The sequence below is a fragment of the Tenacibaculum sp. 190524A02b genome (assembly GCF_964036645.1).
Lineage (GTDB): Bacteria > Bacteroidota > Bacteroidia > Flavobacteriales > Flavobacteriaceae > Polaribacter > Polaribacter vairaonense.
In genome coordinates this window covers 4,179,111-4,191,289 of sequence record NZ_OZ038525.1, presented here as the reverse complement: position 1 = coordinate 4,191,289, position 12,179 = coordinate 4,179,111, and the positions used below count along the sequence as shown (strand labels likewise).

Sequence of the window (12,179 nt, the reverse complement as noted above, 5' to 3'; positions counted from 1 at the left end):
AAAAAAGTCAAGTAATTTACTTGGCTTTTTTATTTAAGAGTTTTGTTTGTTCACTAAATACACGCCAAATAAAATAACTAACGCAGCAAACAACTGAATTAAACTTAATTTTTCCCCGTCAACAACTCCCCAAATAACAGCTACAATAGGTATTAAATAAGTTACAGATGTAGAAAATATAGGTGATGAAATTTGAATTAATTTATTAAACATAATTTTAGCTAACCCTGTTCCTACAATGGCTAAAATAAAGATATAAACCAAAGACAGTTCTGTTTTTTCAGTTAGCTCGAAAGAGGTAAAAAATCCAGAAAAAATAAGCACTAACAATGCTGGTATTACAATCAAGACAAAATTACCTGTAGTAATTGCTAAAGCTTCTAGATCCTGTAAATATTTTTTTATAATATTTACATTAAATGCATAACCTAAAGAAGATGCTATTGGCAACAATGCATACCAATAATTTTGATGTGGGTTTAAATCAGCTCCTTTCAATATTAAAATAACAGTACCTAAAAGCCCTATTAAAATTCCAACTATTTGACTTCTCTTAAAAACTATACCAAAAAATATTGCTCCTACCCATAAAGCATTAAAAGGGGTTATTGAATTAAGAATTGACGCTATTGAACTATCAATACCTGAAATAGCATAAGCATATAAAAATGAAGGAAAAAAAGTTCCTAATAACGCACTTATCAAAACCCATTTCCATTGATCCCTTTTTATTTGCTTTAACTTTTTAAACCCAATAAAAAAAAGAAAAATAGCTGTTATAATTACTCTAAACGCTCCTAATTGTATTGGGGTTAATCCAACTAATGCCTTCTTCATTAAAATAAAAGAGCTACCCCAAATAAGAGATAAAACAATTAAGTACATCCATTTTTGCTGATGATTATTCATTTTCTTGTTGAATTTAAATGCAAAAATCGGATATTAATAGTTAGAAAACTTATTTTATTGATAAATTTGCGATATAACCCAATAACACAAAATAATGAGTATTAAAAAAATAACATTAATTTTTACTTTAATTAGCTTTTTAGCAATTAGTTGTAAAAGCCAAAAGGAAGATGCTAAAGAAATTTCATTAAGTATTTCAGGAATGACTTGTGAAATAGGATGTGCTAAAAAAATTGCCTCTGATTTATCTAAAAAAGAAGGAGTAATTGATGCTAAAGTTATTTTTAATGATAGTATAGCTAATATAAAATATGATGCTAACAAAACTAACAAAGCAGATTTAATTGCATTTGTAGAAGGGATTGCTGGAAACATGTATAAAGCTTCTGAGATAAGCTCAAAAAAAGAAGGAAACTTAAAGAAATGTAAAGCTAATTGCGAAATGGCTTGTTGTAATAAAACTGAAAACAAAGAAACCAAAGGATGCAAAGGTGATTGTGAAAAAGAATGCTGTAAAGCAAAAACAGAAGAAAAAACTAAAACTGCTTGTGCTTCTGATTGTAAAAAAACATGTTGTGATAAAACAGCCTAGATATAAAATATATAAAACTCCAAAAATGAATTTGGAGTTTTATATATTTTATATCTATTTATTTAATATTTCTGTAGCCCTTTTTTCTAGCTCAGCCTGAAACTCTTCCATTACTGGTTTTACTGTACTATCAGGTATATCTGCCACTTTAATATACATTAAACCATCTATAGCATTATTAAACTTTGGATCTACATTAAAAGCTACTAATCTTGCATTTTGTTTAACATACTTCTTAATTAAAACTGGAATTCTTAATGCTCCTGGTTCTAACTCATCTATAATCTTATCAAACTTTTGCATATCTGCTTCGGTTGCATCAAATACAAAATCTTTGTCAGCATCTTTAAGTTTTACTTTAAACTCTTTTTTCGGATGTATATATTGTGCTACGTAAGGATCATAATAATGAGACTTCATAAATTCAATCATTAAAGACTTTGAAAACTCTGAAAACTGATTACTAATACTTACGCCTCCCATTAAATATTTATATTTTGGATAACGTAATGTTACATGAACAATTCCTTTCCATAATAAAAACAATGGCATAGGCTTTTGTTGATATTTTTTAGATATAAAAGCCCTACCCAATTCAATAGTGCTTTGCATCATTGTATGCAATTCTGGTTCTATTCTAAACAAAGTTTGAATATAAAAACCGTTAATTCCATACTTTTTGAAAATATCTTTCCCCAATCCCATTCTATAAGCACCAACTAATTCTTTTTCATCATTGTCCCATAAAAATAGATGGTAATAATACCTATCAAACTTATCTAAATCAATAGGTTTATTAGTTCCCTCTCCTACTTCTCTAAAAGTAACTTCTCTAAGCCTACCGATTTCATGTAAAATATTTGGAATTTCCCTTGCATTTGCAAAAAACACCTCATAATTTTTACTCATTAACAACCTCTTTCCATCATCTCTTAATTTATCTACTTCCTTGACAAATAAGTCTGGAGCTTTTTGAGAGGCTATTTTTTTTACTTTTTTAGGGATTTTTAAATTTTGTGTAGACAGAATCTTTTGAGGTGTCTTCTCAAATGGATTTGCCAACATATAAGTTTTTTTACGTAAAAATTGATAAAAATCGGTAATTTCAGAATAGGCGTCTTGATCTTTTACAGAAATAGGCTTCCCTATTCTAACTTTTATAACTCTATTTTTTTGAGATAATAATTCCGAAGGTAATTTTGCTGTACGTAATGTATCGCTTATTTTAGATAAAAAATAAAAAAGCTTACTATTCTTTGCATGGAAGTATATTGGAATTACAGGCACTTTAGCTTTTTTTATCAAACGAACTGCACCTTGTTCCCATTCTTTATCTACCATTAACTTTCCATCTCTGTATGTAGATACTTCTCCAGCTGGAAATATACCTAATGGTTTACCTTCTCTGAGGTGTAATAATGCATTTTTTATACCTGCTACACTTGATTTAGCATCTTTATGCCCCTCAAAAGGATTAACAGGCATTACATAAGGCTTCAACGGCTCTATTCTATGTAATAAAAAATTAGCTATTATTTTATAATCAGGTCTTTTTTCAACCAATAACTTAAGTAATAATATCCCATCAATCCCACCTAACGGATGATTTGAAATTGTTATAAAGGCTCCATCTTTAGGAATACGTTTTAAATCTTCCTCTGGAATTTCAAATTCAATTTGAAACTCTTCTAACAATCCATTTAAAAATGGTAAATCTTTTTTATGCTTGTGTTTATTATAAACCTCATTGGCTTTAGAAATACGCAAAATCTTCATTAACAACCAGCCCGATATCGTTCCAAACACTCCAAATTTATCGGCACTAATTGCTTTTGCTATTTCTTTAGGTGTTACTAATCCCATATTAGAAAGCAGTTAGACATAACTGCAAATATAGCGTAAATTTATGAGCTTTTCACTTTTTCTTGTATGACTAACTGTGCTGTTTCTGTATTAATTTGTCTAATAATTGCTTGTCCTCTTTTTCTAATAGAAGCAATAGCCTCATCCGTAAAATGCCTTATTGTAAATAGGGTAACATCTTTATAAGAAGTTATCAAATATGTCTCCTGAAGTTCTTCATACAGCGCATCAAAATTCCCAAACTTATCTTCTACACATACTGAAAAACTTAAAGCTGAGTTTTGAATTAGATTAACTTTTAATTTAAAATCATGAAGTCTTTTAAAAACATGGCTAATATTATCTTCCACCATAAAAGAAAAGTCCTTAGCAGATACTGATATTAAAATTTGATCTTTCTTAACAATGTAACAAGAAGTTAATGGCTTTAACAATACCCCTTTACTAATTTTAGTTCCTTTTTTATTTAAATCATCGAAAGAACGGACATATAATGGAATATTTTTCTTTTCTAAAGGTTGAATTGTTTTTGGGTGTATTACAGAAGCCCCATAAAAAGCCATCTCTATAGCCTCTGCATATGATATTTCTTGTAATAGTTCAGTTTCAGAGAATACTCTTGGATCAGCATTTAAAACACCTTCTACATCTTTCCATATAGTTACACTCTCAGCATTTAAACAATAAGCAAAAATACCTGCCGTATAATCAGAACCTTCTCTACCTAGAGTAGTTGTTTCATTATTGTTTCGTCCTAAAAAACCTTGCGTTATGTTTAATTTTGCTACATCAATATTATCCTGAATTGTTTTTTCTGTAAAATCCCAATCCACTTTTGCATCTCTGTAATTAGTATCTGTACGTATAAAACCTCTTACATCCAACCATTCATTATCTACATCAATAGTTTTTAGATATTCACTAACAATAGTAGTAGACAACAACTCTCCATATCCAACAATTTGATCGTAAATATAATTGTAATTAACTGATTTATTACGAATCATAAAACCGCTAAGCTCTCCAAACAAGTGATCTACTTTAGCATAAGCATTAGCTTTTTCATCCGAAAACAGTCCTGCCAGCATATCATGGTGAAAGTTCTGTATAAATAATAAAGCATTATTTATGTCTTCCTTTTTATAAAAATAGGCATCTACCAATTTTTCAAAAGCATTAGTCATTTTACCCATTGCGGAAATAACTACTAATGTATTTTCTGTTCCTTCATGTTTTAAAACACGAGCAACATTTTTAACTCCTTCTGGATCTTTTACTGAAGCTCCACCAAACTTAAATATTCTCATTCTTTTAAATATTCTCAATAAATTCACGTAATTTTTCTTCTCTCATTTGTACCACTTGCCAACCATCTAAAATTTTAGCACCAGTACTTTCATAAAACTTAATGGCTCCCTCATTCCAATCTAAAACCTCCCAAGCTACTCTTTTATAACCATTATCATGAGCATACTTTAAAACTGCCGCATATAAAGCTTTTCCTGCCCCTATACCTCTTTTAGATTGTGTTACCATTAAATCTTCTAAATGGATAGCTTTTCCTTTCCATGTTGAATAGCGTTCATAAAACAATGTCATTCCTATAATTTCTTTATCATCTTCTTCTGCTACAAACGTCTTAAACTTAGGATTAGACGAAAAACCATCTCTTAACAAATCTTCTACTGTTAAATCCACTTCATTAGGCAACTTTTCAAAAACTGCCAATTCAATAATTAAATCTAAAATTTGTTGAGCATCTCTTGCTTCTCCTTGTCTAATAATAAAACCCATGTACAAATAAATTTGTTGTAAATATACTTTGAATACCTATGCCTTAAAATAAAGCAAAAAATTAAAACACATCATTTTTATTTGTTGAAAATTTTAAAATACGAAATCGTTGTAGAAACGTAAAAAAGTTGGCATCTTTGTACCAAACACAAAGATCTAACATGAATAACAAGCACACGACTCTTGGTGAGTTTATTATTGAGAATCAAAAAGACTTCAAATATTCTTCAGGTGAATTATCTCGCTTAATCAACTCTATACGACTAGCTGCTAAGGTGGTGAATCATGAAATTAGAAAAGCGGGGTTAGTAGATATCACTGGTGCAGCTGGAGATATAAATGTTCAGGGAGAAGCACAACAGAAACTAGATGTTTTAGCTAACGATTTATTTAAACAAACACTTATTAATCGTGAAATTGTTTGTGGAATTGCTAGTGAAGAGGAAGATGATTTTGTTATAGTTGAAGGTAGAAATAAAACCAATGAAAATAAATATGTTTTATTGATGGATCCTTTAGACGGTTCTTCAAATATTGATGTTAATGTTTCTGTGGGTACTATTTTTTCTATTTACAGAAGAATTTCTCCTATTGGCACACCAGTTACAAAAGAGGATTTTTTACAAAAAGGAAGTGAGCAAGTTGCTGCAGGTTATGTTGCCTATGGAACTTCAACCATGTTAGTATTTACAACAGGAAATGGTGTAAATGGATTTACCTTAAATCCTGCTATTGGAACTTTCTACTTATCACACCCTAATATGCAATTTCCTGAAATAGGAAAAATATACTCTGTAAGTGAAGGTTATTTCACACATTTCCAAGAAGGAATGAAACGTTTTTTAATTCATTGTAAAGAATTAAACAAAGAAGACAACAGACCTTATACTGCAAGATATATAGGATCTTTAGTTTCTGACTTCCATAGAAATATGATAAAAGGAGGCGTTTATATTTATCCTGCTACGGCTATTGCTCCTAAAGGAAAACTCCGTTTATTATACGAATGTAACCCTATGGCTTTTATCTGTGAACAAGCTGGTGGTAAAGCTTCAGATGGTTTTACTCGTATTTTAAACATTCAACCAACTGAGTTACATCAAAGAGTTCCTTTTTATTGTGGAAGTAAACAATTAGTTGAAAAAGCGGAGAGTTTTATGACCGAGTTTTCTTCTGATGAAAAACCTATTTATTAAATTACTATAAAACAATATAGATTCTAGTATAAAATTATTAATAGATATTTTATTTTTAAATTAGTAAGCTAAAACATTTAAAAATGAAATATCTATTAAAGATTATTATTGTTATTCTATTCTTAGGTACTCAATCTATTTTTTCGCAAGACAAAAACATTACTGGTTTTGATGAAATTATTTATAGAGCATCCACTAGAGGAACCTCTATAATGGTAAAAGTACACCCCAATAAAGTTCAGTTTAAAAACAATGAAAAAGATAATGAGTTTAAGATTTCAAACTATAATCAAAAGAAAATAGTAAATCTTTTAAATAAACTTAACCTTAAAGAAATTCATAATTTAAAAGCACCTACCAACAATAGAGCATCAGACAAGTCTTTACATGCTACAATAACTATCAATACCAATGGTAAAACATACAAGTCTGCTACTTTTGATGCAGACAACCCTCCTAAAGAATTAAAAAGCTTACTAAAAGAAGTTTGTAGTTTAGGTAAACCAGAGTAAAATAATAGCATTTAAAATCTAAGTTAATAAAAAATCCAGTGTTTAAAACTCACTGGATTTACTATTTTCTAAAAAATGATTCGTTATAGATTTTTAACTTAACATCATTTTAGCTTTTTTAACAGCCTTAACTAAAGCATCTATTTCTTCCTTAGTATTATAAAAAGAAAAAGAAGCCCTAACAGTTCCAGGAATACAATAAAAGTCCATAATTGGTTGTGCACAGTGATGCCCTGTTCGAACTGCAATTCCTAACTTGTCTAAAATAGATCCTATATCATAAGGATGAATACCTTCTATATTAAATGAAATAACAGACGTTTTATTTGTAGTTCCATAAATTCTTAAACCATCAATTTTTTCAAGTTGTTCTGTTCCGTAGGCTAACAAATCATTTTCCTGCTTAGCTATTTCATCAAACCCAATAGCATTCATATAGTCAATAGCTACTCCAAAGGCAATACCGCCACAAATATTTGGTGTTCCTGCTTCAAACTTATGAGGTAATCCAGCATAGGTAGTTTTTTCAAATGTAACCGTTTCAATCATTTCTCCTCCACCTTGATAAGGCGGTAATTGCTGTAATAATTCTTCTTTACCATATAAAACACCCACTCCAGTTGGCCCGCACATTTTATGTGCAGAAGCAACATAGAAATCTACATCTAATTCTTGAACATCTGGCTTAATATGCGGACAAGCCTGTGCTCCGTCAATTAATACATATGCTCCAAATTTATGCGCTGCATGAATAATTTCTTTAATAGGATTAATAGTCCCTAAAGCATTAGATACATGGTTACAAAAAACAAGTTTTGTTTTTGCATTCAATAATTCTTGAAACACATCCATACGCAAAGAACCATCCTCATCCATTGGAATTACTTTTAAAATGGCACCTGTTTTTTCACATAACATTTGCCAAGGCACAATATTAGAATGATGCTCTAAAGCAGAAACTATAATTTCATCATCTTTTTTCAATATTGAAGCAAATCCAGACGCTACTATGTTTATACTATGAGTAGTCCCTGATGTAAAAAGAACCTCATAGGAATGTTTAGCATTAAAATGATGTTGAATTTTTACCCTTGCTTCTTCATATTTATCCGTAGCTTCTTGACTTAAAGTATGTACTCCTCTATGAATATTTGCATTATAACCTGTATAATAATCTACAATAGCATCAATAACTACCTGAGGTGTTTGTGAAGTTGCTCCGTTATCAAAATACACTAGAGGTTTACCATGAACTTCTCTTTTAAGAATAGGAAAATCAGCTCTAATTTTATCAATACTAAACATATAAATATTAAATTTTCAACAAAGGTAATACTTGATTAGTAAAAAATGAGTTCTATATAATTAAAATATATATATTAGCCGTAAAAAACGTTGACCATGAAATTATTAAAAAAGTTTTTATTTGCTATTTTAGTTTTACTTGTTATAGCCTTTTTTTATAATTACCCAAAACTTAACATCCTAGCAGGATATTCAGCTAAAAACACTGCTTCATCTGTATATGTTGCTGGTAGAACTTTAGCATTTACAGACAGTACCGATAATAATTTTTCGCCAATTAATTTAACTGATGACTTTATAAATAAAAAAGAACAAACAGCTATAGGTTCTGCTTTTGGTCTTTTAAAAAGAAAAGCGGTTTATAGAGAAGGCTTAGGTTGCGTATTGGTTTCTGATGATTTTGATCCTACAGAAAACTATCTAAGACCAAAAAGAGTAAAACCAGACAATATCACCCCTTTTCCATACGGTAGTGGCATACCAAAAGATACTGTTTTCAATAATATTAATTATAGAAAATTACACAATGCTGTTAAATCTATCTTTAATGAAACAAACAAAACAAGAGCTGTTGTTGTTGTGTATAAAAACAAAATAGTTTCTGAAAAATATGACTCTGGGTTTGATAAAAACTCAAAGCTTTTAGGCTGGTCTATGACCAAAAGTATTACCTCTACTTTATTTGGAATTTTACAATGTCAAGGTAAAATAGATGTAATGACAAAAGCTCCTATTGAAGAATGGCAAAATGATGAAAGAAAAAATATTACCATTCATAATTTACTACAAATGAATTCTGGTTTAGAGTGGGAAGAAGATTATAATTCAATATCTGATGCAACAAGAATGTTATTTTTAGACAAAGATGTTACAAAAACACAGATTAATAAACCTTTAATAGGAAAACCTAACGAAACTTGGAATTACTCTTCAGGAACTACTAATGTATTATCAGGCATATTACGTAAACAGTTCCCTACACATCAAGAATATCTTGATTTTTGGTATAGCAGTTTGATTGATAAAATAGGCATGAGTTCTATGGTTGTTGAAGCTGATATGAGTGGAAATTATGTAGGTTCTTCATACGCTTGGGCTACACCTAGAGATTGGGCTAAACTTGGTTTATTATACCTAAACAACGGAAATTGGAATGGAGAAAATTTATTTGATAAAGATTGGGTGAAGTATGCAACAACACCTACCCCCACTTCTAAAGGTTGGTATGGTGCGCAAATATGGTTAAATGATGGCGGTAGATATCCAGATGTACCTAGGAACATGTATTCTTTTAATGGGTATCAAGGGCAAAACGTTTTTATATTACCAGACCAAGAATTAGTAATTGTAAGAATGGGATTGACTAAAAATGCAGATATTAATGTATTTTTGAAGCGAATTATTTCGTCTATAAAAAATTAACATCATGAATCCGTATTATTACGTATTATCTATTAATGGATTACTATTCTTGTTTAGTATTGTTTTTTATTTTTTTCCTCCTAAAAAAATAAATGGATTTTACGGATACAGAACCAACAAAACCATTAAAAATGAAAGCATTTGGCAATTTGCCAACAATTATTTTAGCAAACAGTTTTTAATTTATGCTGGATTATCCTTTATAGCTGCGTTAATTTTTGTGTTTATTTCTAAAGAAATAAGCTGGCAACCTATGGCTATTATGTTATTAGCATTGGCTGTATCTGTAATTAAAACTGAACAAGAAATAAATAAAAATTTTGATGAAGAAGGGAACTCTAAATAGTAAATACTAGTTTTTATTTACTTTTATACTCCTCTTTTAACAAAGAAATATCAGTAATAATTTTTTGTATATTTTCAAGCTTAGTGCCATCATAAATTCCTCTTATACGACGTTCTTTATCAATTAAAATAAAGTTCTCGGTATGAATAAAATCTTGATCACCACCATCACCTTCATCTAAAACGGCAAAATAACTTTTCCTAGCCAACTCATAAATATGCTTTTTATCTCCAGTAGTAACATTCCACTTACTATCAATAATTCCTTTTCTTGTTGCATATTCTCTTAATACAGATACACTATCCATTTTTGGCGTTACAGAATGTGATAAAAACATTATGTCATTATCATTTTTAAAATGTTCTTGTAATTTACTCATATTATGAGCCATAGGAATACAAATCCCTTGACAAGTAGCAAAAAAGAAATCTGCTACATAAATTTTCCCTTGGTAATCTTTTTCTGTAACTATTTTCCCATTTTGGTTTACTAGAGAAAAATTAGCTATTCTGTGATTTTTTGTTAGATTTCTTATAGAAAAATCTACCAGTTTTGGATTAATATCAGATGGATTATAAATAGGTAATTTAGGGTCAACTTTTACCAAGAAATAAAATACTGGTAAGCATATAGCCGAAAAAATGATAAAAAAAAGTAAAGTGTTCTTTGATTTTTTAAAGAATTCTATATCCATCTTAACTAAAGTTTCAAGCAAAAATACGACTTAAAACAACCTTTGTAAATCTCTATAGTAAAAACTTTGTTAAAACAAGCTATCAATAACAACACAAACTTTTAGAACTCTTTTTAAAAACGTACATTTGTCAGATTTTAAATTTTAGAAGCAACTACCATTTATGGAAATATTTATAAAAGCATCACAATTTATTTTAAGTTTATCTCTCTTAATTGTGTTACACGAGCTAGGGCATTTCATCCCTGCTAAGTTATTTAAAACCAAAGTAGAAAAGTTCTATTTATTCTTTGATTATAAGTTTTCGTTATTCAAAAAGAAAATAGGTGAAACTGTATATGGAATTGGTTGGATACCTTTAGGAGGATATGTTAAAATAGCGGGTATGATTGACGAAAGTATGGACACTGAACAAATGAAAGAAGAACCTAAACCATGGGAATTTCGTTCTAAACCTGCTTGGCAACGCCTTATTATTATGCTAGGTGGTGTATTTGTTAATTTTGTTTTAGGTATTTTAATCTACATCTGTTTAATGTGGGCTTATGGAGAGAAATTTTTACCTAATGATAGTGTAAAAGATGGTGTTTGGGTGCAAGACCAATTAGCTAAAGATTTAGGTTTACAAACTGGTGACAAAATTGTAAGTATAGATGGTGAAAAGGTTAATAAGTTTGATGCGCTTCCATTAGGTTTCATTAATGGAGAAAAATATACTATTGAACGAAACGGACAAACTGTACAAAAAGAGATTCCAACGGATTTTATATCAAAATTAGTAGATAGAGGTAAAGATGCTGGAAACTTTATATCACTTAGACACCCTTTTGTAATTGCTGAGGTTTCTAAAGATTCTCCCAATATAAATAGTGGATTACAACCAAAAGATATAGTAGTAGGTATTGGAAATAGTTCTATCAAATATTTTGACCAAGCAAAAAGTGAATTACAAAAACATAAAGGGCAAGAAATTAACCTTACTGTAAGAAGAAATAATAACAATGTAGATATACCTGTAAAGGTTACTAAAGAAGGTAAAATTGGTGTTGCTCTAGCTGGTTTATCTTTGCCTGATTTAGAAAAATTAGGCTATTACAAATTAGCAAGTAAGTCTTATTCTTTTACTGAAGCTATTCCTGCAGGCTTAAACAAATCATGGACTACCTTAACAAACTATATAAAACAAATGAAAAAAATTGTAAATCCAAGTACAGGAGCATACAAAGGCTTAGGTGGTTTTATTTCAATAGGTAGTATCTTCCCTTCTGAGTGGAGTGCACAAAGCTTTTGGGGAATCACGGCATTTTTATCAATCATGTTAGGTTTTATGAATCTATTGCCTATACCAGCTTTAGATGGTGGACATGTAGTGTTCACTTTATGGGAAATGATTACTGGTAAAAAACCAAGTGATAAATTTTTAGAGTATGCACAGGTGGCTGGATTTGTTTTATTATTAGCCTTACTAATTTTTGCTAATGGTAATGATATATTCAGGTTATTTAAGTAGTAAAGAAAATTTTCAATAAAATATTTAAGCCTTAAA

General features: G+C 29.8%; 12 protein-coding genes. 6 read left to right on the top strand and 6 right to left on the bottom strand.

The window, feature by feature from the left end; translation table 11 throughout:
* Positions 1–33: 33 nt before the first annotated feature.
* Positions 34–909: a DMT family transporter gene (locus ABNT65_RS16890; protein WP_348705480.1), complete on the bottom strand. Its 876-nt coding sequence runs from the start codon at positions 907–909 to the stop codon at positions 34–36.
* A gap of 94 nt (positions 910–1,003) precedes the next feature.
* On the opposite strand from ABNT65_RS16890, the gene ABNT65_RS16885 reads away from it, so the two are divergent.
* Positions 1,004–1,501, top strand: a complete 498-nt coding sequence (locus ABNT65_RS16885) for a heavy-metal-associated domain-containing protein (protein WP_348705478.1) — start codon at positions 1,004–1,006, stop codon at positions 1,499–1,501.
* A 54-nt stretch (positions 1,502–1,555) separates the two neighbouring features.
* On the opposite strand, the gene ABNT65_RS16880 is transcribed toward ABNT65_RS16885, so the two are convergent.
* The 3 genes from ABNT65_RS16880 to ABNT65_RS16870 are packed head-to-tail and all read right to left on the bottom strand — an operon-like array spanning position 1,556 to position 5,158.
* The gene (locus ABNT65_RS16880) at positions 1,556–3,364 is read right to left on the bottom strand and encodes a lysophospholipid acyltransferase family protein (RefSeq protein ID WP_348705477.1); all 1,809 of its coding nucleotides are present in this window, start codon (positions 3,362–3,364) and stop codon (positions 1,556–1,558) included.
* Between the two features lie 41 nt (positions 3,365–3,405).
* The gene (locus ABNT65_RS16875; RefSeq protein ID WP_348738592.1) at positions 3,406–4,671 is read right to left on the bottom strand and encodes an aspartate kinase; all 1,266 of its coding nucleotides are present in this window, start codon (positions 4,669–4,671) and stop codon (positions 3,406–3,408) included.
* A 4-nt stretch (positions 4,672–4,675) separates the two neighbouring features.
* On the bottom strand, positions 4,676–5,158 hold the full coding sequence (locus tag ABNT65_RS16870) for a GNAT family N-acetyltransferase (protein ID WP_348705474.1): 483 nt from the start codon (positions 5,156–5,158) through the stop codon (positions 4,676–4,678).
* Between the two features lie 161 nt (positions 5,159–5,319).
* On the opposite strand from ABNT65_RS16870, the gene fbp reads away from it, so the two are divergent.
* Positions 5,320–6,354, top strand: coding sequence for a class 1 fructose-bisphosphatase (gene fbp, locus ABNT65_RS16865; protein ID WP_348705472.1), 1,035 nt, complete (start codon positions 5,320–5,322; stop codon positions 6,352–6,354).
* A gap of 83 nt (positions 6,355–6,437) precedes the next feature.
* Complete coding sequence (locus ABNT65_RS16860; protein ID WP_348705471.1) at positions 6,438–6,866, top strand: hypothetical protein; 429 nt, start codon at positions 6,438–6,440, stop codon at positions 6,864–6,866.
* Between the two features lie 93 nt (positions 6,867–6,959).
* Here the strand turns inward: ABNT65_RS16860 and ABNT65_RS16855 are convergent, their stop codons facing one another.
* A complete protein-coding gene (locus tag ABNT65_RS16855) occupies positions 6,960–8,171 on the bottom strand; it encodes a cysteine desulfurase (RefSeq protein ID WP_348746400.1) in 1,212 nt (403 codons plus the stop codon).
* A gap of 96 nt (positions 8,172–8,267) precedes the next feature.
* Between ABNT65_RS16855 and ABNT65_RS16850 the strand changes: the two genes are divergently transcribed.
* Positions 8,268–9,593 carry a serine hydrolase gene (locus tag ABNT65_RS16850; RefSeq protein WP_348746399.1) on the top strand — a complete coding sequence of 442 codons (1,326 nt, stop codon included), beginning with the start codon at positions 8,268–8,270 and terminating at the stop codon, positions 9,591–9,593.
* 4 nt (positions 9,594–9,597) lie between these two features.
* Positions 9,598–9,939 (top strand): SdpI family protein, encoded by a 342-nt coding sequence (locus tag ABNT65_RS16845; RefSeq protein ID WP_348705466.1) that lies wholly within the window; start codon positions 9,598–9,600, stop codon positions 9,937–9,939.
* Positions 9,940–9,952: 13 nt separating this feature from the next.
* Here the strand turns inward: ABNT65_RS16845 and ABNT65_RS16840 are convergent, their stop codons facing one another.
* Positions 9,953–10,633 carry an SCO family protein gene (locus ABNT65_RS16840; RefSeq protein WP_348705464.1) on the bottom strand — a complete coding sequence of 227 codons (681 nt, stop codon included), beginning with the start codon at positions 10,631–10,633 and terminating at the stop codon, positions 9,953–9,955.
* A gap of 163 nt (positions 10,634–10,796) precedes the next feature.
* Between ABNT65_RS16840 and rseP the strand changes: the two genes are divergently transcribed.
* Positions 10,797–12,143: an RIP metalloprotease RseP gene (rseP, locus tag ABNT65_RS16835; RefSeq protein ID WP_348705462.1), complete on the top strand. Its 1,347-nt coding sequence runs from the start codon at positions 10,797–10,799 to the stop codon at positions 12,141–12,143.
* The last annotated feature ends 36 nt before the right edge of the window (positions 12,144–12,179 follow it).